At 44.2% G+C, this 25470-nt stretch carries 18 protein-coding genes; 14 read left to right on the forward strand and 4 right to left on the reverse strand.

What is annotated here, in order from left to right; genetic code table 11:
• Window positions 1-318 precede the first annotated feature (318 nt).
• The 5 genes from GYX91_RS09525 to GYX91_RS09545 all read left to right on the forward strand — a co-directional run bounded on the left by GYX91_RS09525 (window position 319) and on the right by GYX91_RS09545 (window position 6337).
• Entirely contained in the window at window positions 319-1260 is a 942-nt protein-coding gene (locus GYX91_RS09525; RefSeq protein ID WP_174830680.1) for an ABC transporter permease, read from the forward strand.
• Window positions 1257-2204, forward strand: a complete 948-nt coding sequence (locus GYX91_RS09530; protein WP_202983738.1) for an iron chelate uptake ABC transporter family permease subunit — start codon at window positions 1257-1259, stop codon at window positions 2202-2204. The genes GYX91_RS09525 and GYX91_RS09530 overlap by 4 nt, the downstream gene beginning before the upstream one ends.
• Complete coding sequence (locus GYX91_RS09535; protein WP_174830681.1) at window positions 2201-2977, forward strand: ABC transporter ATP-binding protein; 777 nt, start codon at window positions 2201-2203, stop codon at window positions 2975-2977. Before GYX91_RS09530 ends, GYX91_RS09535 begins: the two co-directional genes overlap by 4 nt.
• Entirely contained in the window at window positions 2974-3960 is a 987-nt protein-coding gene (locus tag GYX91_RS09540) for a siderophore ABC transporter substrate-binding protein (RefSeq protein ID WP_174830682.1), read from the forward strand. The genes GYX91_RS09535 and GYX91_RS09540 overlap by 4 nt, the downstream gene beginning before the upstream one ends.
• 112 nt (window positions 3961-4072) lie before the next feature.
• A complete protein-coding gene (locus GYX91_RS09545) occupies window positions 4073-6337 on the forward strand; it encodes a TonB-dependent siderophore receptor (protein WP_174830683.1) in 2265 nt (754 codons plus the stop codon).
• 57 nt (window positions 6338-6394) lie between these two features.
• Here GYX91_RS09545 and basC read toward each other — a convergent pair whose 3' ends face one another.
• Together basC and GYX91_RS09555 are read right to left on the reverse strand one after the other, a co-directional pair.
• On the reverse strand, window positions 6395-7711 hold the full coding sequence (basC, locus tag GYX91_RS09550; RefSeq protein ID WP_078474420.1) for a putative histamine N-monooxygenase: 1317 nt from the start codon (window positions 7709-7711) through the stop codon (window positions 6395-6397).
• Between the two features lie 61 nt (window positions 7712-7772).
• On the reverse strand, window positions 7773-10637 hold the full coding sequence (locus GYX91_RS09555) for a condensation domain-containing protein (protein WP_174830684.1): 2865 nt from the start codon (window positions 10635-10637) through the stop codon (window positions 7773-7775).
• Between the two features lie 221 nt (window positions 10638-10858).
• Here GYX91_RS09555 and GYX91_RS09560 point away from each other — a divergent pair, with 221 nt between their 5' ends.
• The 7 genes from GYX91_RS09560 (at window position 10859) to GYX91_RS09590 (ending at window position 19587) form a co-directional block, all read left to right on the forward strand.
• Window positions 10859-12472 (forward strand): (2,3-dihydroxybenzoyl)adenylate synthase, encoded by a 1614-nt coding sequence (locus GYX91_RS09560; protein WP_174830685.1) that lies wholly within the window; start codon window positions 10859-10861, stop codon window positions 12470-12472.
• A gap of 32 nt (window positions 12473-12504) precedes the next feature.
• Complete coding sequence (locus tag GYX91_RS09565) at window positions 12505-13380, forward strand: isochorismatase family protein (protein WP_174830686.1); 876 nt, start codon at window positions 12505-12507, stop codon at window positions 13378-13380.
• Between the two features lie 54 nt (window positions 13381-13434).
• Window positions 13435-15036 carry an ABC transporter ATP-binding protein gene (locus GYX91_RS09570; protein WP_174830687.1) on the forward strand — a complete coding sequence of 534 codons (1602 nt, stop codon included), beginning with the start codon at window positions 13435-13437 and terminating at the stop codon, window positions 15034-15036.
• Window positions 15033-16625, forward strand: a complete 1593-nt coding sequence (locus GYX91_RS09575; RefSeq protein ID WP_174830688.1) for an ABC transporter ATP-binding protein — start codon at window positions 15033-15035, stop codon at window positions 16623-16625. Before GYX91_RS09570 ends, GYX91_RS09575 begins: the two co-directional genes overlap by 4 nt.
• 63 nt (window positions 16626-16688) lie before the next feature.
• Complete coding sequence (locus GYX91_RS09580; RefSeq protein WP_174830689.1) at window positions 16689-17477, forward strand: 4'-phosphopantetheinyl transferase; 789 nt, start codon at window positions 16689-16691, stop codon at window positions 17475-17477.
• 158 nt (window positions 17478-17635) lie between these two features.
• Complete coding sequence (locus tag GYX91_RS09585) at window positions 17636-18799, forward strand: isochorismate synthase MenF (protein ID WP_174830690.1); 1164 nt, start codon at window positions 17636-17638, stop codon at window positions 18797-18799.
• 20 nt (window positions 18800-18819) lie between these two features.
• Entirely contained in the window at window positions 18820-19587 is a 768-nt protein-coding gene (locus GYX91_RS09590) for an SDR family oxidoreductase (RefSeq protein WP_174830691.1), read from the forward strand.
• A 95-nt stretch (window positions 19588-19682) separates the two neighbouring features.
• Here GYX91_RS09590 and GYX91_RS09595 read toward each other — a convergent pair whose 3' ends face one another.
• Window positions 19683-19883 carry a helix-turn-helix transcriptional regulator gene (locus tag GYX91_RS09595; RefSeq protein WP_194240767.1) on the reverse strand — a complete coding sequence of 67 codons (201 nt, stop codon included), beginning with the start codon at window positions 19881-19883 and terminating at the stop codon, window positions 19683-19685.
• Window positions 19884-19922: 39 nt separating this feature from the next.
• Window positions 19923-20516 carry a DUF2975 domain-containing protein gene (locus GYX91_RS09600; protein WP_174830692.1) on the reverse strand — a complete coding sequence of 198 codons (594 nt, stop codon included), beginning with the start codon at window positions 20514-20516 and terminating at the stop codon, window positions 19923-19925.
• 603 nt (window positions 20517-21119) lie between these two features.
• Between GYX91_RS09600 and GYX91_RS09605 the strand changes: the two genes are divergently transcribed.
• Entirely contained in the window at window positions 21120-22055 is a 936-nt protein-coding gene (locus tag GYX91_RS09605) for a DMT family transporter (RefSeq protein ID WP_174830693.1), read from the forward strand.
• 1540 nt (window positions 22056-23595) lie between these two features.
• The coding region (locus GYX91_RS09610) for an ESPR-type extended signal peptide-containing protein (protein WP_255454443.1) at window positions 23596-25470 on the forward strand (1875 nt) is incomplete at its 3' end.

Here is a 25470-nt window from a genome sequence, read left to right on the forward strand (position 1 = left end):
TCTGCTCTGTTTATCAGAGTCAGAATTTTTATTTTTATTAATAATACTTTACAATACATTTAAAATGATAATACAATTGATTTTCATTTTCATCAACTTTAATTGTTTCTAATTTTATTTAATGTTTTGATTTATGCCGTAAAACAGCAGCATAAGCAGCGGATCGACATAAAGAGCACTTTCCTGAGGAGAATCAATGCTGAGTCTGTATCAGCTGATGCCGGAGCAAAATTTAACTTACCGGCTTACGGTTTTATATGGTGATGACTTTGTGACAACGGCTGTAATCAGTCATTGCTGTAGCAGGATATACCACTGATGTACCGTATTCTGATCAGTGTATTTATTGTTTTATGTATTGTGTCTTTGCTGGTAGGCACTGATCCGGTTTCATGGACAGGTCTGCTGTCCGGTTCTGATGCTGATTGGTTAACTGTCAAAGCCAGCCGCTTTCCCCGTCTGATTGCGATTGTGCTCACAGGTATGGGACTTTCTATCGGTGGTGTGATTCTGCAACATATTGTCCGCAATAAATTTGTGGAGCCGGAAACAGCTGGCGGGCTGGATGCAGCCAAACTCGGCATTCTGGTTTCGCTGGTACTGCTTCCCTCTGCCGGTGTGCTGAGTAAGATGCTGGCAGCTCTGCTGTTCTGCTTTGTTGCCGGACTGATTTACATCTGGATTATTGCCAGAATCCGCTATCAGCAGATTATGCTGATTCCGGTAATCGGGCTGATGTATGGCTGTGTTTTAAGTGCTGCGGCTGAGTTTTATGCCTATAAAAATAATCTTTTACAAAATGTTCAGGGCTGGCTGCTGGGTGATTTCTCCCGTGTGGTGCAGGGGCATTATGAATTGCTGTATGTGCTTGTACCAGTAATTATTCTGAGTTATGTATTTGCCAACCGGTTTACTGTAGTGGGTATGGGGCAGCAGATGGCTGCCAGTCTGGGCGTAAGCTATAAAACAACTGTGGCTATTGGATTGATGCTGGTATCAGTTACTGTTGCGGCTACGGTGATTACGGTTGGTTCTATTCCTTTTATTGGTCTGGTGATTCCGAATCTGGTAGCGATTAAATACGGTGAACATTTAGCCAGAACTTTACCCGTTGTCGCGCTGGGCGGGGCATGCCTACTGCTGGGATGTGATATTACCGGCCGTTTGCTGATCTACCCCTTTGAAATACCTATTGGCCTTACTGCCGGTGCAGTTGGCGGCATTGTCTTTTTGCTGCTGATTTTACGGGGTCTACGATGATGAATCGCAAATTCTGGCTGCTTTGCGCCTGTATTGCCGGACTGGCGGTATTTTTTATGCTGTTTGATTCCGGTCTTGATTTTGAATATGTGCTGCCTAAGCGATTACTGCGTCTGGCTACTATTTTGCTGGCAGGTATTTGTATTGCGGTTTCGTCTGTGGTGTTCCAGACGCTGGTAACTAACCGGATTCTGACTCCGGCAATTATGGGTTATGAGGCAGTATATCTGTTCTGGCAGGTCTTGCTGCTGTTCTTTCTGGGACAAAGCAGTCTGGGGCTGCTGGGTCTGAACGGGAATTTTTTTGCTTCAGTCGGATTAATGCTGTTTTATTCGTGGCTTATTCATCATTATCTGCTACCGCGTGCACGCCACAGTCTGTGGTTATTGCTTTTATTCGGTATGGTGCTGACCATGGTTATCACCACATTAACGCAGTTTATTGTGCTCAAAATCAGCCCGGGCGAATTTTCTGTTTTTCAGGGAATTAATTATGCATCTTTTAATCATTCCGAAACGCAGACGCTTTTATATGCTTTTGTCGCCATTCTGGCTGTAGGACTGGTGGGATATCCGTATCTGACTACTCTGGATGTGATGGCTCTGGGAGAGGAACAGTCTGTTTCGCTTGGTGTTGATTATGCCCGTTATGTGCGCTGGGGATTCGGTCTGATTGCTGTACTGGTCGCTGTGTCGACCAGTCTGGTTGGTCCGACTGCCTTTATGGGGGTATTTATTGCCAATATGGCTTATGCCTTCGCCGGCCATTATCAGCATAAACGGATTCTGTTATTTGCCAGTGCGGTAGCTATTGCGGTGTTTCTGATTGCTCAGATTCTGGTGGAGCATGTGTTTAATTATAAAACGACAGTCAGTATCTTAATTAATCTGATTTGCGGGGTGTATTTTCTGCTGCTTATTGTCCGTCATCGAGGAATGGCATGATTTCTATTCAGAATATTTCCAAAGTATATGGTCATCGGCCGGTGCTGAACAATATTAATCTGGAGCTGCCGATGCAGCAGGTAATTGCATTGATTGGCCCCAATGGTGCAGGGAAATCCACTCTGCTGATGATTCTGGCACGGCTGCTTTCGCCGACTAAAGGCAATATTCTGTTTGATAAGCAGAATATTGCCGGCATCCGCATTGCTGATTATGCCCGTCTGGTCGCAACGCTACGGCAATCTCCTTATTTCGGTTTGCGGCTGACGGTTAAGGAGCTGGTGTCGTTCGGCCGTTTTCCCTACGGGCACGGGGTACTCTCAGCCAGAGACCATCAGGTTATGGACGAGGCAATCGATTTTCTGGGACTCAGTGCCCTGCGTGATGTGTATATAGATGAATTAAGCGGCGGGCTGCGGCAAATGGCTTTTCTGGCGATGACTATTGCTCAGGAAACCAAGATTTTGCTGCTGGATGAACCTTTAAACAATCTGGATATGAATCATGCAGTACAAATCATGGCAGCAATCCGGCGTTTGAGTGAAGAGCAGCGGAAAACTGTCATTATGGTGGTGCATGATATTAATTTTACTGCAAATTATTCAGATTATATTGTCGCATTAAAACAGGGACAGTTAAGTTTCAGCGGTCCTGCTCAGGAAGTCATTACTGAAGAACGTCTGAGTGAACTGTATGAGCTGGATTTTGAAATTAGTCACAATAAACATGGTTATGTCTGTCAGTATTTTCAAAAGTCGAAAGGTAAAATATGAACGGGAAACTCAAAAAATGTGCTGTCAGTCTGCTGGGGCTGATTGCAGTAGCAACAATGGTGACCATATCCGGCTGTGATAAAAAGCCGGTTTCTGCGTCTTCGCCTGCGGTACAGAAGCGTAGTGAGCCGCTTATTATCAAGCATCAGCTTGGTACGACTACAATTGATCACACTCCACAGCGTGTAGCCGCAATGGATATGAATGAAGTGGACTTTCTGGATCAGTTAAATGTGCCTGTTGCCGGAATGCCCAAGGATTTTATTCCGCATTTTCTGGATAAATACAAACAGAATCATGATGATATTGCCGATTTAGGCGGCATTGTGCAGCCGAATATGGAACGTATCCATACTCTGAAACCTGATTTGATTTTAATGACTCCGATTCAGAAAGACCATTATCAGGAACTGACGCAGATTGCACCTACGCTCTATTATGAGATCAATTTCAATAACAGCGAACACGGGCATCTGGACACCATTAAAAATCATCTGCTGACTCTGGGTAAGATTTTTAACCGTGAAGATTTAGCCCGCACCAAGGTTGCTGAGCTGGATACGGAAGTCAGTAAAGTTCGTGCCGTGACTAAAGACCGGCCGGAAAAAGCGCTGGTAGTACTCTATAACAATGGCTCTTTCAGTAATTATGGGGTGGATTCACGCTACGGCTTCGTTTTCAGTGATCTGGGTGTCAAACCGGCCAGTAATGATCTCAGCACCAGCCTGCACGGACAGCCGATTTCCAGTGAATTTATTAAACGGGCTGATCCGGACATTCTGTACATTATTGACCGTACCTCAGTTATGGAGCATCAGCCGGTGATTAGCGCTGCACAGGTAACTAATCCGTTATTACGCGCTACCAAAGCATGGAAAAACAACCGGGTAGTCTTTGTGGATGCCGATGCATGGTATACCACCGGAGCCAGCCCTACTTCGATGCGACTGCTTATGCAGGATGTGATGAAAGGCTATCAATAACTTTGTTTTAATTACAGCAGAATAATAAGCTGTATAAATAAGAAAACCAGACCCTACCAATAAATCCATCCGTTAAATGTATTGCGTGAGTTTAGTTAACAAGGAGAAATCTATGGGTAAACACGCACATCACCGCAGGCAAGAGGCTTTGCCTGCGGTCAGACACCGAAGCAAAAATTTTCTGCATCCGTTCACTTCCTCACCCAAAGCGCTGATATTGAGTATTGCCAGCGCCATGCTGCTTTACACTCCGGTTATATATGCGAAACCGGCTGATGATAAAGCCAAACCTGCAGTGAAAAAAACAGCTACCGAGAATACTCAATCCACTGGTGAAGCTGTTCTGGCTGATGTGGTGGTGGAAGCAGGCGGAAAAACAACTTACTCCGGCGGTTTTGTGGCTAAAGACAGCCGTCTTGGTTTTCTTGGCAATAAAACTGCGATGGAAACGCCATTTAATACCGTTAGCTATACCAATAAATTCGTTGAGGATTCTCAGGCAAGAAATGTCACTGATGTCATTGCTGCTACTGACCCTTCGGTATTTACCAATGGCGCTATCGGCGGCTGGAGTGAAAATTACTATATCCGCGGCTTTCAGTCCGACACCAACGATATGTCGATGAATGGTTTATTTGGTATTGCCCCCTATTACCGTACACCGCCGGCCATGTTTTCACGCATTGAGGTATTGAAAGGACCGTCCGCACTGTTAAACGGTATGCCGCCTGCCGGTTCTGTTGCCGGCACAGTTAATCTGGTATCCAAGCGCGCAGGTAATGAACCATTGCTGCGGATAACGCCTACCTATATGTCTGATTCACAATGGGGCGGCACCATTGATGCCAGCCGCCGGTTCGGACAGAACAAACAGTTCGGGATCCGGGTTAACGGGGTTTATCAGGATGGCTCCGGCCCTGTAAGAAAACAGGACTTGAAAACCCAGCTCGGTTCAGTCGGGTTGGACTGGCGCGGCGACCGTGCACGGGTTTCTGCCGATATCTATATGGCCAATGACAAGGTGGATGGAGTGGTACGTGGTATCAATCTGGGTAAAAATATGAAAGTACCCTCACCGCCAAATCCGAAAACGCTGATTAACCCCGACTGGTCTTATGTCAGCAATAAAGACCGCGGAGCCATGGTGCGCGGTGAATTTGATATTACAAACAATATTACTGCTTATGCGGCTTTCGGGCGCAGTAAAACCAATTATAAATACAATGGTGCTACTTCAGCCAATTTACTGGATAACAAAGGCACCATTCAGACCATAATGGCGCAGCTGGCATTTGATCTGGACAAGAAATCAGCAGATGTGGGCTTTAAAGGTCAGTTTGATACTGGTCCGGTAAATCATCAATGGGTAGTTAATACTACTTACTACAAGCATAATCAGCATGATTTTGGTGTCAGAAGTATTCCATGGGCTACATGGATAACCAATATGTATGATCCGACATGGGGTAAGTCTGTACCCTTTGATGTTCCGCCAATTTCCAGAAGCTCACTGCAGCTCAGAAGCTATGGGATGGCCGATATTATGTCGTTCATGGATGATAAACTGCAGCTGACTTTAGGTCTGCGCTATCAGGAAGTCAAAAGTGATAATCTGAGCCTGATGGGTAAACCTGTTTTAACTGAATACAAAAAACACGCATTGACTCCGGGCGTGGCTATTCTGTTTAAAGCCACAGATCATGTATCACTTTACGGCAATTATATTGAGGGTTTGACCAAGGGTAATTCAGCCCCCGTTACAGCAGCTAATTATCCCAAGGTGTTTGCTCCGTATAAAACCAAGCAGACTGAGCTGGGAGTAAAATGGGATTACGGCAATCTGGTTAATTCTTTAAGCATATTTGAAATTAAAAAACCCAATAGTTATACTGATCTGAGAACCAATGAGTTTACATCCGGCGGTCAGCAGCGCAACCGCGGTATTGAATGGACGTTTATAGCATCGCCGATTGAAACAGTACGTCTGATAGGCGGTGCCAGCTACATTAAACCGGAGCTGACTAAACTGGCAAATCATGCCAATGAAGGAAATATCGCTACGGGTGTGGCTAAAGTACAGGGTAAGCTGGGTGCGGAGTGGGATATTAAAGCCGCAGCCGGCATTGTTACTCTTTCTGCCAATGCTACGGCTGTATCCAAACAATATCTGAATCAGGAAAACAGTTTATCGGTACCCGGCCATACTGTATTTGATATTGGTGCCCGCTATAATGCCAAAGTATCCGGCCATCCGTTTACGTTGCGCGCGGAAGTGAAGAACGTAACCAACAAAGCATATTGGGGCATGCCGCGCCTGTCCAATCTGTCTTTAGGTGCACCGAGAACTTTCCTTTTATCCGGTTCGTATGATTTTTAAAAAATTTCCGGCCTGTTAAAAAATCGCCCTTTCGGGCGATTTTTTATAAGCGGCAGTTTATTGCGGTAACCCATATTGCTGAAAGGCCGAGTATTCCGGTACCCGGTAATATTGCCTGCCCAGAAGCTGATTAATAATCACACCATTTCTGGTTGCGCCCATACCCAGATCGGGGGAACCAACTCCCTGCTTGGCGATTTCGGCATTCTGAATAAAAATCCGCCCTTTACCGCTATCGCAGCGTACAGCGGTAAAGTCTTCATTAACCAGATAGTCATTGTGCTCATCTGTTTGCAGAACACTGCCTTTCAGCTCTTCAAACCATTGCGGCCACTGATGATGGTAGCCGGTGGCTGCCACAATTGCATCTGTCTGAATGGTTTGTTGCTGATTAAGCTGGGTATGCAGACAGGTCATATTAATTACGCCGGAAGGCAGTATTTCAACCGACTGTACGTCACAATTAGAAAACAGTGTCAGCCCTGCCGGTGCACCGGCAATGGTTCGCTCGTACAATAAATCATAAATATCGCCAATGGTGGCAAAGCTGATCCCTTTATAAAGCTGCCCCTGACCGGCACTGACTTCACGCCGTTTCTGCGGTGTCAGTGTCTGGAAATAACGCATATATACCGGAGTAAAGCACTCCTGCCCCAGTTTGGAAAACTCCATCGGATGAAAACCGGCAGAACGGGTAATCCAGCGGATTGACGCGCCTGCCCGGATTTGTTCCGGCTGCAATGCGCGATAAAGAGCCAGCACACATTCAGCAGCACTTTGCCCTGCCCCGACCACGGTAACCTGTTTACATTCCTGCAATTGTTTCTGCATATAGGTAAATTGCGCTGAATGCTGTATCAGCGGGTGGCTGGTGTTTTTCAGCCACTCAGGATGGTAAGGTTGGGTACCCACACCGACAGCAATATCTTTACTGGAAAAAATCTGTCTGTCTCCGGCTGCAGATTCACTTTCGAGAATAAATCTTTCCTGACGATAATCATAACTTACTGCCTTGACACAGGCATCGAAATGACAGGATGGCAACTGGCGTACTGCCCAGCGGCAATAATCATCATATTCCTGACGCGGAATCAGAAAACGGTCATAGTAATAAAACTGATACAGACGCCCCTGCTGACACAGGTAATTAAGATAACTTAAGGGATGACACGGATCAGCCATGGTAACCAGATCAGCCAGAAAAGGTACCTGCAATGTGGTACCAGGCAATAATAAGCCGGCATGCCAGTGAAAAGTAGGCGTTTTATCCAGAAATACAGCATTGACTTCTGAATGACCAGATAATAATGCCGCCAGCCCCAGATTAAAAGGACCAATCCCAATACCTGCCAAATCCGTTTGCTTTATATCCATGTTTATTCCGTCCCTATGTACAAAAAGTTAAACATTTAAATATTTACAACATGTCATGCTTTTATACTGAATCCATTTCTGCCCGGATCAGTTGTTCTACTTCCTTCATATTGCGGCAGCCGATTAACTGGCGCGGATTCAGAGTCAGTCTGAAACTGTGATTTATCCGGCTGGTAATTTTTTTTACATGCGCAGGGCGTAATCCGAGCTGGCTGAATGGCCGGGTATGTTCAATAACTATGGTTTGTTCGATATTCAGCGTATCGCGGTAAATATGTTCTAATTGTTCTCTTTGAAGGATAACTGCATCAGCACACTGCCTATTCGGATTGATTGTGATACCGGATAATGTCTGATTTAATACGGAATCAATACTTTCCAGACCCTGATCAGCCAGTTGCTGACAGACGCTGACCAGAACTGCGAGAAAATCTTGAATGATGGCCGCATCAATGGCAGCCTGTGCAAAATCAATATTAAACAGCAATGCGCCGTCATCACTGAGCATGAAGCGAATATCTATCGCTACCTGTGGTGTCTGAGTTAACCCGTTAACATAATGAACTGCACTGCCTGCCGGTAACACCGGCCACGATAATCCATTAGTAATAACGATTGGTAAAACCGGTGCCTCGCCATGCTGCTCAAATAGTAATCTTGCCAAGTCCACACCGGAAAAGGCCAGATGCTGCAAACCGTCCAGCATATTCTTTTGTAATTTAGCCGCCTGTTCGATAAATCCGGTTGCGGATGACCAGCAGACCACAACAAAAGTGGATTGATTGGATAATTCGCCCTCATACAGCGGCAAAACCGGTACCGCTGCCGACAGCAGGCCGGATGTCTGCTGCCAGCGATTTAATACCGCCAGAATCAACGCCATCAATAAGGAATTTTTAAAGAGTCCCTGCCGTAAACCTGACTGACATAATTTATCGAATATCTGTGCAGGCAATACGGCACTTTGTCGCTGATAGGGTGAAGTTTCCAGTGTCGCTAAAGGTTGTTTCCAGGGTAATTGCGGAATGCTCGTAACAGGCTGCAACTGTGCCTGCCAGTAGGCAAGTGCTGTGTTATAAGTCTGACTATCCGGTTGCTGCCTGTTTTCAGACAGCAGTGGCGCCTCTTTCAGCTCCGTATCTGTGAATAACTCACACATCAGCGCTGCAATAGACCGTCCGTCGAGAATCAGCGCATCAAAGCGTGCAAAGACAATAAACTGTTGTGCGGATAACTGAAAAAGTGTGATATCCCACGGCGATTCCTGTAAATCAAATATTTCCTGCTGATAACGCCGGCGAAAACTGTCAATTTTTTCGGTAGCTGCTGCCGGCTCTTCTCCACACAGATTGATTTCAGTTAAATTAATAATTACCTGCGGATTTACCCACTGTACACAACGCCTGACATCAATATAGGTTCTTAAGCTGGCATGATGCTGTACCATATCAGCCAGACGCTGCCTGAATGCGGGTAAATCCAGGGTTCCGGCATATTCGCGAAATTCCTGCATCGCCACACCGCCAAGCGCAAAAGCAGTACTTCGGCCGGACAAATAGGATTTTTGCAGAGAGTTTAAAGGGGTGGCTTTTTCATCAGGTTCCGTAATATTCAGGTACTGATTCAATTCAGTTAACGGGCGTGAAAAATATTCCGGCTTCGTAATCAATGTATTCAGCAGAGTCAGAAAACGTTCAAACAGTCCGTTTACCCATGTATCGGCTAATGCATCCAGACGAATATCCCAGTTAATGAGTAAATCATTATTTAGCTGCACAAACTGTGCATCCAGTGCCACCTGTGGCCCCTGTGAAATACACCAGTCCATACTGCCAAAATATTCATGTACCCTGGATGAGAACAGATTTTTTTCAGGTAAATCGACTGCGGCAGTAAATACTACTGGTGCGATTTGCGGCGTAGCATGATGACGTGACAAACGCCGCATTACATTAACACCACTGAATTGCCGGTGATCCAGACATTGCCGCCATTCAGTCGCCAGACGCCGGCAAAAAGTTTCCAGATCAGGCGTTTCAGTCATATCAACATTTAACAGCACCAGATCGGCAAAATCACCAATGGTTCGGTCAATATGAGGCAAAAGCGGTTCCCGCCAGAAAAACGGCACATTAAGCCGGTAAGTACGATCATGGGTGACTTTGCCCAATGTATAGGCAAACAACCCCAGTATCAGAGCAGAAAAGGTTAACCGCTGCTGACGGGCAAACCGGCGTAACAGTAATGCCTGCTCTGCACCGATAATTGCACTTAAGCGTGTGCTTTGTGCTCCGGCCGGGGTTGGTTGCTTTAAAGGTAAAGCAGGCGCAGGTGCGATAATATCCATGCGTGACAGCCACCACTGACGAGCACGCTGTTGCTGCTGGCGTTGGTACAGATCCTGCTGAATCCTGTTGCGCCAGTCATAAAAAGATGGCGGTGAAGGCAGACAGACGGTACTGTCTGCGTAAAACTGAGCCAGATCCTCCATCAGAATCCGGAAGCTGGAAGGATCAACGGCAATCATATCGGCATCTATATGCAGGCGAAAAACCTGATTACCCAGAAGGCTGACAGAAAAACGTACTGTCTGTCCTTCATCCAGACTGAGTTGCTGATGTGTCCATTGCCGGCGTTTGTCTTCAAGTTTCTGTTGCTGCTGCGCCTCGGATAAATGTAAAAAATTATCTATTTCCAATACATTTTGCGGCAGCGTATCTCTGATCCTTACTTCACCTTCGGCATTCAGTTGCAAACGTAACAGTTCATGCCGCCGGTACAGACATTCAATTGCCTGTCTGAGTTTGTCTAAATCCAGCTGAGTGCCATTGAATTCGGTATACAGATGCGCAGCCACACCACCGAGCATGGCGTCATGCACACGCCCAAACCAGCATGCAGACTGCATTGGAGTAAGTTCACACATTATTTCTTTACTCTGTTGACAAATTTACGATTTTTGACGATGATACAGTTAAATGAAAATGATTACTAGTTTCATTTAACTAAAATTTATCACTACAGCAAACCGTAATTAGCAACCCTGAACAGACCACCAGAAAAATGTTGGATGATTCAATTTGTTTTGATTAATCAATATTTTTGTCTGATTCAGCTGGTTTAACAGATAGAAAAAAGGCTGATAAGATGATTAGCTATACACACTGGCCTGAAGATTTAGCCCGGAAATACCGCCAGAAAGGTTACTGGCTGGATCAGCCGTTAACCCGCGTGCTGACACAAACAGCCAGACAATTTCCGCAGTCAACTGCGATTATCTGTGGTGAACGGCATTTCAGTTATGCGCAGTTAAATCAGCTTTCTGATAATCTGGCAGCCCGACTGAGCGCACAGGGCTTTGGCATAGGTGATACTGCACTGGTGCAGCTACCTAATATTGCCGAATTTTATATTGTCTTTTTTGCTCTGCTGAAAGCCGGTATTGTGCCTTTGAATGCACTGTTTAATCATCGTCAGCATGAATTAAAGAGTTTTTTCAGCCAGATTAAACCCCGGCTGCTGGTGGCTTCACGCCATCATGAAGTATTCAGCGGAAATGATTTTCTGACTGAACTGACTACTTTACAGCTGGCGCCGGCTTTAACTCTAATGCTCAATGCCTTTGCTGATGATGAAAGTCTGCCGGACTGGTATACCACTGCGCATTCTGCTATCAGCCATTATGCTGCCACACCGGCAGATGAAGTGGCTTTTTTCCAGCTTTCCGGCGGCAGTACCGGTACGCCGAAACTCATTCCGCGTACGCACAATGATTATGATTACAGCGTGCGTGCCAGTGCCGAAATCTGCGCTCTGAATCAGCATACCCGATTACTCTGTGCCATGCCGGCAGCACATAATTATATGCTGAGCTCACCCGGCGCTCTGGGTGTATTTCATGCCGGCGGTTGTGTGGTAATGGCGGCAAGCCCTGAACCGCTGAGTTGTTTCAGCCTGATTGAACAGCATCAGGTGACCATGGCTTCGCTTGTACCCAGTGCCGTATCTATGTGGTTACAGCAGGCACCTGAGCAACTGGAAAAGCTGCACTCACTACAATTAATTCAGGTAGGCGGTGCCAGTTTCCCGGAATCAGTGGCACGACAGGTATTAAATGTTTTCGGCTGTCAGTTGCAGCAAGTATTCGGGATGGCGGAAGGACTGGTGAACTATACGCGGCTGGATGACAGCGAAGAGCTTATTGTCACCACTCAGGGACGTCCTATCAGCCCGGATGATGAAGTAAAAGTGGTGGATGAAAACGGTGACGAAGTGCCTGCCGGAGAAACAGGTATGCTGAAAACACGCGGTCCCTATACCTTTCGCGGTTACTACCAGAGCCCTGAACACAATGCCCAGGCTTTCGATACAGAAGGTTTTTATTATTCAGGTGATTTGGTACAGCGTAACAGCAACGGATACCTGAAAGTGGTGGGACGGGTTAAAGATCAGATTAACCGCGGTGGCGAAAAAATTGCTGCTGAAGAAATTGAAAAACTGATGATTACCCATCCTGATGTTACCGAAGCCGCACTGGTGGCTATTACGGATGAACGTTTTGGTGAAAAAAGCTGTGCATTTATTGTGTCACAGAATCAGCACTTAACTGCTCTGAGCCTGAAACGCCATCTGCTCAATCTGGGTATTGCTCATTACAAACTGCCTGATCAGGTATGCATTGTTGATAGCCTGCCGCTTACTGCCGTCGGCAAAACCGACAAAAAACGCTTACGTGAAACCTTTCAGCAAAATCCTGCCTGAAATAATTATCAGAATGAGAAACGAGAGACAGCATGACTATCAAACAAATCGCTGATTATCCGATGCCTGCTCTGGCACAAATCCCGCAAAATAAAACCAACTGGGAAGCTGATGCTGCGCGCTCTGTATTATTAATTCATGACATGCAGAATTATTTTCTGAATTTTTATCAGCAGGACAGCACACTCATCCGGACAATGATAAAGAATCTGCAAAGTTTGCGCAGCCGGGCGGCTCAGCAACAGATTCCCGTGGTGTATACCGCCCAGCCGCATCAGCAGCGTCCTCAGCAACGGGCGCTGCTGAATGATATGTGGGGTGCGGGTATTACTACCGCACCTGTTGAAGAGCAGAAAATAGTTAATGCCCTGACACCACGTCCGGAAGATACCATACTGACCAAATGGCGTTATAGCGCTTTTCAGCGTTCAGATTTACTGGCACACATGCATAACTGGCAGCGTGATCAGCTGATTATCGGTGGTGTTTATGCGCATATCGGCTGTATGCTTACCGCTGCAGAAGCATTTATGCAGGATATTCAGGTATTTTTTGTAGCTGATGCACTGGCTGACTTCTCAGCGGAGCAACACCAGCAAGCGTTAAATTATGTTGCCGGCTGTTGCGGACAAGTGACCACTACAGAGGCACTGTTGCCGTCAACAAATAGTCTTACTCGTGCATGGCTGACACATAAAGTTCAGACATTCCTGGAAATACCGGAAGAAACCATTAACCCCGAAGAAAACCTGATTCTCTACGGCCTGGATTCTTTACGCATTATGCAATTTGCCGCAGAACTGAAACAGTATGACATCAATATTGGCTATGATGTACTAGGTCAGCAGCCTTCGCTAAACAACTGGTGGCAGCTCATTGAAAAACAAAATAAAACTGTTTCAGCCTAGAATTGGCTGCAAATAATTAGCCGGACGCTGCATACAGCTTTAGGAACATAAAACATGACTGACTTAAATCTATCCGGCAAGAGCATACCGTCCGGTCTGGCACATCAGTGGCGGGTAGCCCTGCCCGGGCTGATAAGCGGTACACTTGCCGCCGTAATTGCCGGTATCGCTATGCTGGCAGGGCTGTGGTTTATCATTAAATTTATCGATAACATGAGCTGGCGCTGGCTGAATTATGCACTGGTCAGCTGGCTGCTGGCCGCTTTGTTTACGGCCTTGTCCTCATGGCTGGCACATCAGGCAGAAAGCCGCTTTGCGGCGGCTTTACGCCGGACAGTGGCACAGCATTTAATCCGTATGCCGTCCAATATACTGGCTAAACAGAATGAGCAGACACTTAAACAGCTGCTAACCGATGATGTTGCCAGTTTGCATCATATGCTGGCGCATTTACCCGGTGAGATTGCCGTATTTACGGTTATTCCGCTTTTATCCATCGGCATCCTTATTTATTTTATCGGCATATCGGCAATATGGGTATTATTACCCGGACTGATTGCTTCGGTTTATTATCTCATCATCATACCGCGCATGACCCGGCGTGACGGTACCGCACGTATGCAGGTAATGCTGGATATCATTAATAAGGCCGATGAATATGTACGCGGGATTCCGGTTTATCGTATTTACGGGCAGCATTCCAGCGCATTAACTGCCTATACAGAAGCAACTGAAAAATTTACCCGCAATATGGTGCACTGGGTAGCCAAGGCGGCCACGCCGGCAGCCATAGCCACTGCTATGTTACAGGCAGTAGCGACATTTGCCATTGGCTACTGGGTCAGTTATACACAGGACACCACTACTCTGGCTGCCACTCTGTTATTCAGTCTGGCCATTGTGACACCGGCATTACGTCTCGGGCATGGTATTGATTACATCAGAGCCGGACGCGCTGCTGCCAAACGTCTGACCGAATTTTTACATCAGCCTTTATTACCGGCCGGAACCATAAATCATCTGCCGGAGCCGGCAGTATTATCTATGCATGATGCAGTTTTTTCTCAGGAAGAACATCCGGTTTTACGCAAACTCAGCTTCACATTTCCCGCCGGCGCCATTACCGCTATTACCGGCCCCAGCGGAGCAGGTAAAACTACTTTACTCAATGCATTAGCCGGATACATACCATTGACATCCGGAACTGTTCAACTGGGTAAGACCGATCTGTCTGCATTACATGATGATACCCGCCACCGGCTGATTCTGTTTATTCCGCAAGGATATGATGTTTTAGACAATACGATTCGTGCCAATCTGGCCTTAACTGCTCCTGATGCCAGCGATGAAGTCATGCAGCAGGCTCTGGCCAGAGCCAATCTGAATCTGGATTTATCAACACCTGCCCGTACCCTGTCCGGCGGAGAAAAACAGCGTATCTGCATTGCACGGGCTTTTCTCACTCAGGCAGAAATTATCTTAATGGATGAGCCTACCAGTGCGCTGGATGATCAGAATGCCCGGGAAATATTTCAGGCTTTGCAGAAACTGGCTCATACTGCGCATAAAACCATTATCATTGTTACTCACCAGCCGGCTCTGGCCGATAAAGCCGATGCAAAACTGGTACTGGAAGCATTAAGGAGCGAGGCATGAATACAGCAGCCGGCAACAAACACTCCCTTTTTGAAACCATACCGGCCGCCACCAGACCCCGCCTGATTGCTGTCAGCATCGGCTGGATACTGGTTGCTGTACTGGAAGCATGTGCTTACACCATACTGGCTCTGGCTATAGTAAATCAGCAGTCGCCACTGTGGGTAGTGATTAGTGCTGCTATTGCCATAGTGATTACGGTACTGGTTACCCGTAACGGCTTTCTTACCGGCGTACGTCTGGCCGGAGATTTATTTGCCGCACTGGGGCGTTCTCTGTCCAGTGCTAAATTATCCTGGTTTAATGACCAGCGCCGTGCGGTTATCAGTAAAACTGCCGGACAGGAAATTCCGAATTTCATGAGCATTCCGGCGCATCAGTTGCAGACGTTTTTACATGCGCCCTGTCTGCCCCTGTTTATCTGTATCGGGCTGGCCTTTGTTGCCGGTACAGGCATCATGTTAGCTGCACTGGCGATGATATTGCTGTCCTTACTATTACAAGTATGGGCACAATATGCTTTAAATAAAACTGATGCACAACGCCATCAGACCGAACTGGACAGCACCACGGCAACCATTGAACTGGTTGAACACCTTACTCTGCTGCGTACAGCCGCAGGATCGGCTCATGCGCTGGATACTATCCGGCAGCGCTGGAGCACTCAGGAAAACCTGCTAAGCAAAATTAACTGTAGTGCAGCCAGTGCAACGCTGATAGCTACTTTAGCTAATGTGCTGCCCATGGCAGGTATGGCGGTTTATTGTATTTTGTCCGCTCAGAACGATGAATACCTGATACTGGCTGTATTATTACTGATGGGGCGCGCCGGCGCACCATTAAGCGCACTGGCTACTGCCGGTCTGAGCATCAATGACTTAATCAGCTCACTGCGCCACTTTCAGCAACTTACCCATCCGCCGGTACTGCCTGAAACAGAAGAAACGCGCACCCCGAAGCATGCACAGTTATCTCTGCATAATCTGAACTGTATCACCGGCTCGACAACCATTAATCAGGATATTCCCGAAGGTGCGCGCTTACACGTCGCCGGCGTTAGCGGCAGTGGCAAAAGTACCTTGCTGCAACTATGCCTGCGCTTTGATGATCCGGCTATGGGTGAAATCAGATTAGACGGCATTCCTCTGCCTCAACTGTCTTATCAGACACTGACAGACAATATGGCTTATGTCGCTCAGAACCCGATTATTTTTACCGGCACTCTGGCAGACAATATCCGCATCGGCCGTTTTGACGCCAGTGACGCTGAAATCGAAGCTATTGCCAGACAATGTATGCTGGGAACAGTTATCGACCGGACGGATGAAGGCATTCACCAACATGTCGGCCAGCAGGGCTCTGCCCTATCCGGCGGCGAACAGCAGCGCGTAGCCATTGCCCGTGCTCTTATCAAGCATGCGCCGATACTGATTCTGGATGAAGCCACATCAGCACTGGATGAAAGTACGGAACAACAACTGATTGATACTATACTCAGCCAGTCCTGCACCCTGATTTTTGTGTCGCATCGCAGTGCGGCTCCGTGGCAGCCTACCCTGACTCTGGATTTATCGCCGAATATTACATAAACACCAGATATGATTCAGGCAAATACTACTGATTAGCGCCATATCTTAAAATACAGGCTATGCATGTCATTTATATCAGACCCGGGCAGAACAGACTGCCGGCAAAACACTTCTGCCGGCAGCAGAAAATTGCTATTGCCGGTGAATGATTCGCCTGCATTATTCAGTCATCACACAATCAGCATCGGCGATAACACCATTCACCAGATATGCATGCCATTAGCCGACACAGCGGTTTTGCATAAAATTGGTCAGATACATAACATCTTTCTGCCGGACAACATCAGACAAAGCCGGCACAAACGCCAGACAGAATTTATAGCCGGCCGGCTGGCGGCAAAATATGCATTATTACAGTATGATTACAGCAACTTTAATCTGAAAACAGGCTCACAGGGACAGCCACTTTTTCCTGAATCCTTACAGGGAAGTCTGAGCCACACCAGCAATCAGCGCCAATGTCTGGCTATTGCCTGCGTACAGAAAAAACAACCGACACACCGCTATCTGGGTATCGATATTGAATACCGGCAGCACCAGAGTATTATGAATGAGCATAAATCCACTCTGAGCCTGTTTCTCCGGGCGGCCGAATTACGCTATATAACCGAACACAGTACTGACCTGCCGTTGATGGCGCTGCTGCTTTTTTCAGCAAAAGAGAGCATTATCAAAGCATGGTTTCATCAATATCAGAAACTGATTAATTTTACTGATATAGCTTTCCAGTCGTATCGTCATTCATACCTGAATTTCCTGATTGATTCACCGCTTACCCATGCAAATCCGCAAACAGCAGAAGTTTGTTTCCATTGCACAAAAGAAAAAATAATAACCATTGCATATATCTGAAACAGCTTGTGGCTGAATTTTGCCCAGAACAGAAAATTTTCTGTATTTTTATTATAATTATTGATAATGATTACTATTTGCATTAATATAAACTTACATAGCCTGATTTATCTAGATTTTTCATTACATATAACCCGCATCTGTCTACAGGTAATAAAATGACGATTACAGAGTCAAGCGTTGTTTCCCACTCTCCTATTCAATCTCAGGATCAGTTTGCCTGTTTTGCAACCAGACAGCATCACATCAGTGCCAGACATCTTATCCATAAAATACACATGCCGGTTAATCAGTCCGAATCCTGCAATCAGCAGATTGCCGACTGTTTTAATCACATCAAAGCGCAGGGATATACCAATCCCATTCTTATTGCTGCTATTCCATTTGATACCAGAAAAAACGGTACCTTAAATTTTTACAGTGAATTTAATCAAACCTCACCAGCTCACTTTGAGCACAATACTGCCTCAGCAGGCAAAATAGCAAACTCCCTTATCCGCAAAAAATCATTGGTAGAGCGTCAGGCATTCGAACACAGTGTTCAAACAGCTTTAAGCGCTATGGCGGATAAACAGATGCAAAAAATTGTGCTGTCACAGGCAACAGAATTTGAATTTGCCCGGCAGTACAGCCCGGAGGATTTACTGAATATCCTTATCCGGCAAAATCCTGATGCCTATAAATTTATGATTCCTGTAGAAGAAGACCAGTACATTTTTGGTGCCAGCCCGGAATTACTGCTATCGCGCCAGCAGCAACAGGTACGCAGTAACCCGCTGGCCGGCTCCCGACCGCGCCCGGCCATTCCGGAACACAACAGCCAGACTCAGACAGAACTTTATCAGTCGGCCAAAGACAGGTATGAACATCAGCTGGTTATCGATAATATCCGGCACAAGCTCAGCAGCTATTGCTCAGCGTATCAGGCATCAGAAATACCCGAAATTTTAACTACATCAACCATGTTTCATCTGTCATCAGTCTTTCAGGGGCAACTGAAAGCCGATGCGCCCGATGCACTTAATCTGGCACTTCATCTGCATCCCACACCGGCCGTTTGCGGCACACCAACGGATATCGCCAGAGACTTTATTCTCAATCATGAAGGCTATAACCGTCATTACTACAGCGGACTGAATGGCTGGATGGATGCCAGCGGGAACGGAGAATGGGTCGTTACTATCCGCAACGGCTTACTGAATCACAATATTATCCGCCTGTATGCCGGAGCAGGCATCGTTGCAGGCTCAGACGCAGCAGCAGAATGGTTTGAAACCGAAGCCAAAATGCAAACTATGCTCAATGTATTTCAGCAACAGTAACATTATCTGGAGAAACAACCATGCAGCAAGCCATTATCGTTACCGGTGCAGCCCAGGGTATAGGGGCTGCGATTGTTATTAAACTGCTCGAACAGCACTATCATGTTATCGGAATCGATAAACAGCCCTATTCGCCGAGCTGGCCGGTACAACAGATGATTGAAGCCCAGTATCAGACTTACTGGACAAGCATTAGTCAGGATATCACTGCTTTCGAAGAAACCCGTATATTACTCAATACACTGATTAATCAATACAATATAACCGGTCTGGTTAATGTGGCCGGAGTATTAATTCTTACACCATTGCTGAGTGCCACTGAGGCACAATGGCAAACCAGCCTGAATGTTAATCTGCTGGCGCCCATATTCATCAGCCAGCATTTAGCCGCACATTTCCGGCAGCAGCGACAAGGCTGTATTGTTACCGTCAGCTCTAACAGTGCACGCATGGCGCGCACTGAGATGGGTTTATATGCCACCACCAAAGCAGCACTCAGTCATTTCTGCCGCAATCTTGCGCTGGAAGTTGCCCCGTATGTCCGGGTTAATATCGTTTCACCGGGCTCTACCCTCACAGCGATGCAACAACAATTATGGACCGACAACGAACCACCGGCTGGTATAGTGGATGGTGACTTAACACAATATCGTCTTGGCATTCCTCTCAGAAAACTGGCTCAGCCGGCAGATATCGCCAATACCGTTTCTTTCCTGCTCTCTGAAGAAGCAGCACAGATCACTATGCAGGAAATTGTTGTAGATGGCGGAGCAACACTGGGCGTCTGATTCGCTTTAAAGAAAACAGATAAAATACGATTTTTATTTTAGTTTTTCTTATGGGTAAAATATGACAATACACTAATGAAACGACATGATAACGATTACAATGTCGTTTCCGGGTGATTATCTTTAATATATTCCAATATATCAGCCGGCTGGCAATCCAGATACTGACAGATTGCCTCCAGCGTAGCTAGCCTGATGCCTTTTACTTTTCCCTGTTTAAGCAAAGATAGGTTTTGCTCGGTAATACCAATAGCAGCAGCCAGCTCTTTTGATTTCACTTTCCGTTTAGCAAGCATAACATCTAAATTTATTCTAATCGGCACATTAAACTCCTGTTAAATAAACTGCTTATTTTCTTCTGCAATCTGGCATGCTTTTTTTAGTATCTGACCGATAATCATAATACTGATAGAAGGGAATAACAGAATTAAATCACTACTTTCAAATGATATCGAAATATACCGATCCGGAAAATGATTATTAAACGTTAAGATAAACGATAGCAGAGGCTCTGAGAGCAATTGTAAAACTTCCCAAATCACCAAAGCTTTACCAAATGCATAACAGTAATTTGCTGATTTCACAGAAAAATAATCTGCTTTACTGTAGCTTAGAAACAGCAATCTGAGCTGAATGAAACCATAAGCCAGAATCGCAATGATTATGGTATCAATTAAGGTAGCAGAAACTGCCTGCCATAGAGAAAGTCTGGATATATCAATATCAGCATTACCATCACCCATACTATGAGTAATAAAAAATGAATATCCTCCGGAATTCAGTCCGATATTATGAATATCAAAAAAATAAAATAATAAAGGAGATATCATTCCGATACCTATACAGAATATAGGAATCAGGGTTAACTGAGACATTAATTTGCAATAACGGTTTAATCGGGAATGTGTTTCAAGCATTACAGTGTTCATGTTTAGTACCTTTTTATAAAAATATAAAAACCAGGCATACAATATCATGTAAATGTAAATTTAACAATAAAAAATTAAAATAAAACAATAATAATTTATTATATAAAATTAATTATTATAATTATTCATCAACCAGATAAGACAATAGCCGGCTTTAATGTCTAAAGTGAACTAAGCCTGTTCCCTGCTGATACAGAATTAATCTTCAAATAACCATTAAACCGTTACAGAATAAAACAATCATTTAAGTGGTCGGTTGCATTATCAAATGCTATAAAAATAATCAGCACCGGCGATGATAAATATATTTATTTAGCATAATTAAAATAAAAACCAGATTAAAACCAGTAAAAGTATTTCTGCTCTGACTACTATTCAGCAAATACAAATTCAGAAACCGAGAGATGGGGCGGGCAATCAAGAACTCTTAAAACTATAAAAACAGACTTGTTAAACAGTATAGAATACTGGCTTTAGCATATGATTATTTAATTATCGTGTCAGATAGCTACATGTTTGAATGAATGATCGGAACCTGATTCTGAGTTTAGTCAGCGTATTCGAAATCTGCCATGTGGAAAGATTTATCGGAGAAAGTCCATAATGCCTAAAGCTTTAGCCGGAATTTTATTTGCATTATCAGCAGCCGCACTAAATGGTTCTATAGGTATTATCAGTAAATTACTGATGGCCAGTGGATTGAATCCTTATGAAATAGCGTTTTATAAAACGTTTCTGGCTTTGGTTTTTGTTTCACTACTTTTGATACGTACTCCATTTACCCGGCAAATTCAGATAGTTGCCCCTGTATCAGATAATAATATAAAAATCTGGATGCATATCGGTCTGTGTGCTCTGTTTGGAATATTTACTTTGTTTTTCTTTGAAACAATCGCTTACGGACATGGCAGTGCGGCGAATGTAGTCGTGATACTCATGGCTTCAGCTACGATAGCTGCACTAGTTTTCGGCTGCTTATTATTAAATGAAAAAATTAAAATATCAGCCGTTTCCGGTGTTGCTATTGCAATTGCCGGCATTAGCGTTATTTCATGGTCTGGACAGGCCTCATTATTGTTATTGATATTTGCCAGTGCCGCAGGAGCCGGTTACGGGCTGTTTAGTGTATTGGTTAAGAAATTCGGTTTACATGGTGGTATTTATCTGACCAGATTTTTATTATTGTTTGGTTTGATCTATCTGGCTATACCCTATTTAGCAACCTTCCGGCAAAACCCTTTTGATTTTCACTGGCAAACCGTTGCAGGGCTGATAGCTTTGGCCATTTTACCTACTATTCTGGGATTTTACTGTACTACCAAAGCACTTGGTTATTTATCCGCTGCTCAGGTTCAGGTAACTGAATTAGCTGAGCCAATATTTGCCATGCTGATGGGCTGGCTGATTCTGTCTGAATTACCTGACTATGCTTTTTTCCTCGGTGCTCTGTTAATTATTACCGGTATTATGCTGATTAATGATGTATTGGGTTTATTAGAAACTTATTTTTTTAAAAGAACAAAGATTAGCAAAAGGTAATCACTCTTTTGTTAGTTATCATATCCTGGATAAAAAAATCTGCAATGCTGATACCCTGGCAGAAAATACACTATTCATAATTCCACCTTTAATATATTTTTTATTGATGTTTTATACCATTCACTTTTATTTATAATCCTGAAAACTAATTTTCTTTAAAGATAAAAGACAATCTATAATAGAATTAATTCAGTCAAAAAAACTAAACCAGTTGATTCATTTTAATATATATATATTAATTTTGATTTGCAGTGTACAGATTTAATAGATTTCTCCCGCCAAAATTAAAACTCGTTCTGAAGAAATCTGAAAAGTTACACTCTTATAATATTAATCTATGCTATTACAAATAAGATATTGAACCAAACGGAGCGGTTTAATATCATAATACTAATTATCTAAATAGCATTATGATATTGATAAACGTATGGATACCTCATTTAATATACTACAAGGAACATTAAACGAATTTGATGATATATCATAACTTTTCTCTGAATATCGAGAATTTTATGGTATTAAGGATTGTCATTCTGAATCAAAATAATTCATTAAAGAAAGATTGATAAACAATGATTCAATCATTTTTCTAGCCTACGACAATAAAACAGCATATGGTTTTATACAGTTATATTTTTCATATTCTTCTTTAGTTATATCACTCACTATCATTTTGAATGACTTATATATTATAAAAAGTCACAGAAGATGCGGTGTTGCCACCCATTAATGGAAAAAGTAAGAAACTTCGCTAGTAATTCTGCCTATGACGGCATTCCATTATGCACATCAATCGATAATCTCAAAGCCAGAGCTCTGTATGAAAAGTCAGGTTATAAAATTGATGATCAATTTGTTTACTATTTTTTAGAGCCAGATAAGAAATGAGATATGAAAATTTATGATTTAGCCGGCTAATTTGTTCGTCTTACTTTCTTATCTCTGCTGATTTGGATTTAAATTTTCTTAAATCCAAATTATTTTTTATCTTTTTTGATTTCTCCTGTAATCGACACACTGCAATAATATACGTTTTAAATAATTTGCATATATCAAATATTTCTTTTTCTATCATTCACAGCCATAAAATGGCATTGTTCACTGTTTCTCTCTCATTTTTATTCTTTATTTTAATTTTTACATTAAATTCTTACATTTAAAGTTAATTATAAATAAGTACATTTATATTTTTTCATGTTAATTCTATATATTTAATATTAATTATTCAGTTTGCTCATACCTTTGTATTAAAAAGTTACAAGATTAAGTTAATCATTTATCTATTCTGAAAATATTAATAATTAATAATTAAGAATTTATAAGCTTTTATTTTTCAAGCGTAATCTTTTTCATTAATTGGATTTAACGCTGGGTAAACCTTTGTCATTGTTTATTCCGGAAGATTATTTCCTGAGTCGGCTATCTGCTGATACAGCCGTCAAGATAAGCAGATATTTTAAAGCCGAGTAAGCAGATTCAAATTGTAGTACAGGGGGTTGGATTGTTGGTTTTGTAACTTTAATCAATCAGGAGAAAACCTATGAACAAGGTTTATCGGAATGTCTGGAATGAAAATACCCAAACATGGGTAGCCGCATCAGAGCTGGCGAATAGTAAAACCAAATCAAATACTGTTTGTGAACAATCAATAGTTAAAAAAATTATTAATAAGCTAGGACTGAAAAAAATTGTTAGCGTAACAATAACAGCGCTGATTTTAGAATGGCAGGCAATTGCTCCAGTATATGCAGCTAATGCGGCAATTGTCGGCGGCAATAACAGCGGTACAGTTTGGCCTGGTGGCGGCTATCAATATGGCGGCCATGGTAGCATGGTATTCTCGGGTGATGACGACCATTGTGGTGCAGACAGAGTTAATGGTCGCAGAACCGTTACCAATGGCATTTCAGCAACAGATGAATACTTACGTTTCATTAGAAATACTGCGTTTGCGAACGGTCGTCCGTACGGAAGCGTAACTTCTAACAAAGCAGAAGCATGGAGTGATGAAGGTAAGACCGATGGCGGAACCGGTTATCAGGCCGCCCCTACCGGCGGTGATAACAATGCAATGCCTGTAGCTTATGGTATTTATTCTTTTGCCTATGGCTGCGGTTCTTACGCTACCGGGAATTATTCCACTGCATTCGGAGCTAACGCAACTGCAACTGCGGGCGGAGCAATGGCTTTCGGCGTAGCATCTCTGGCTTCCGGCGCTGCATCAATTGCCTTTGGTATAAGCTCTCAGGCAACTGGTGTTTCCAGTGTGGCTCTGGGCTCTATGGCTTCTTCAAATGGTACCGGCAGCGTAGCAGTTGGTTTAAGCAGTGCTGCAAATAATGATGGAGCGGTTGCTTTAGGCACCGGTGCAAATGCATCCGGTAACAGCAGTGTGGCAGTCGGTAATGCAGCACAGGCAGTTGGCGATCAGAGTATCAGTATTGGAGCGGGTAATCAGGTCAGCGGACGTAAATCCGGGGCAATCGGCGGTGTACAAAGCAATGCCATTTTCAAGGATGGTGAAATAATTGCAACCCCGAGCAACCCAACCAATATTACCGGTAACAACACTTATTCTCTTGGTAACGAAAACGGCACAATTGCTGTTGATGATTCTGGTGTTTTCGGTAATAAAAATACCATTAGCGGTACAACTGAAGGCGTAAATAATATCCGTATTGTTGGTAATAACAATACTGTTAGTTCAGCCAAAGATTTGGTTTTTGGTAATGATAATACTGTTAGTTCAGCCAAAGATTTGGTTTTTGGTAATGATAATACCGTCACGGCCACTCGTGGCCTGATTCTGGGCAATGATAACACGGTTAATGCCGCTCGTGGCTTAATTATTGGTAATAACACAAGTTCAGGTGCCAATGCTACTGATGCAATTGCTATTGGTAACTCTGTCAGCGTTAGCAATGCCAGTGGTATTGCAATAGGTACCAGTGCTAAGACTATTGTAGACGCAGGTGTCGCTCTGGGCAGCGGATCAGTTGCCGATATTGAGAAAGGAAAAACCGGCTTTGACCCTACTGGTACAAATTCTGCTGCGAATAATCCGACCTGGACCAGCACCGCAGGTGCTGTTGCTATTGGTAATGCAGGCAGCGGAATAACCCGTCAGTTAACCGGTCTGGCAGCAGGTACAAACGATACCGATGCGGTGAATGTGGCACAGATGAAAAATCTGGCCAGTGTTACAACCACTGGTTTAAGCTCGTTGTCTACTGCTGTAAGCAAAGTCGGTGATATGAGCAATGTTAATAGTAATATCAGCACACTGAACAGCAATGTTTCTGCTTTGCAGTCTGATGCACTGCAATGGAAAAACAATGCCGATGGTTCCGGTGCCTATGATGCCAGCCATGGTACCAATCAGGCGCAGAAGATTACTAATGTGGCTGCCGGTCTG

This window comes from Snodgrassella sp. ESL0304, assembly GCF_013344995.1.
GTDB classification, from domain to species: Bacteria; Pseudomonadota; Gammaproteobacteria; order Burkholderiales; family Neisseriaceae; genus Snodgrassella; species Snodgrassella alvi.

Coding starts and splice junctions, on each gene's coding strand:
- GYX91_RS09525 (WP_174830680.1), top strand. CDS start 319: ATGTACCGTATTCTGATCAGTGTATTTATTGTTTTATGTATTGTGTCT.
- GYX91_RS09530 (WP_202983738.1), top strand. CDS start 1,257: ATGATGAATCGCAAATTCTGGCTGCTTTGCGCCTGTATTGCCGGACTG.
- GYX91_RS09535 (WP_174830681.1), top strand. CDS start 2,201: ATGATTTCTATTCAGAATATTTCCAAAGTATATGGTCATCGGCCGGTG.
- GYX91_RS09540 (WP_174830682.1), top strand. CDS start 2,974: ATGAACGGGAAACTCAAAAAATGTGCTGTCAGTCTGCTGGGGCTGATT.
- GYX91_RS09545 (WP_174830683.1), top strand. CDS start 4,073: ATGGGTAAACACGCACATCACCGCAGGCAAGAGGCTTTGCCTGCGGTC.
- basC (WP_078474420.1), bottom strand. CDS start 7,711: ATGGATATAAAGCAAACGGATTTGGCAGGTATTGGGATTGGTCCTTTT.
- GYX91_RS09555 (WP_174830684.1), bottom strand. CDS start 10,637: ATGTGTGAACTTACTCCAATGCAGTCTGCATGCTGGTTTGGGCGTGTG.
- GYX91_RS09560 (WP_174830685.1), top strand. CDS start 10,859: ATGATTAGCTATACACACTGGCCTGAAGATTTAGCCCGGAAATACCGC.
- GYX91_RS09565 (WP_174830686.1), top strand. CDS start 12,505: ATGACTATCAAACAAATCGCTGATTATCCGATGCCTGCTCTGGCACAA.
- GYX91_RS09570 (WP_174830687.1), top strand. CDS start 13,435: ATGACTGACTTAAATCTATCCGGCAAGAGCATACCGTCCGGTCTGGCA.
- GYX91_RS09575 (WP_174830688.1), top strand. CDS start 15,033: ATGAATACAGCAGCCGGCAACAAACACTCCCTTTTTGAAACCATACCG.
- GYX91_RS09580 (WP_174830689.1), top strand. CDS start 16,689: ATGTCATTTATATCAGACCCGGGCAGAACAGACTGCCGGCAAAACACT.
- GYX91_RS09585 (WP_174830690.1), top strand. CDS start 17,636: ATGACGATTACAGAGTCAAGCGTTGTTTCCCACTCTCCTATTCAATCT.
- GYX91_RS09590 (WP_174830691.1), top strand. CDS start 18,820: ATGCAGCAAGCCATTATCGTTACCGGTGCAGCCCAGGGTATAGGGGCT.
- GYX91_RS09595 (WP_194240767.1), bottom strand. CDS start 19,883: ATGCTTGCTAAACGGAAAGTGAAATCAAAAGAGCTGGCTGCTGCTATT.
- GYX91_RS09600 (WP_174830692.1), bottom strand. CDS start 20,516: ATGAACACTGTAATGCTTGAAACACATTCCCGATTAAACCGTTATTGC.
- GYX91_RS09605 (WP_174830693.1), top strand. CDS start 21,120: ATGCCTAAAGCTTTAGCCGGAATTTTATTTGCATTATCAGCAGCCGCA.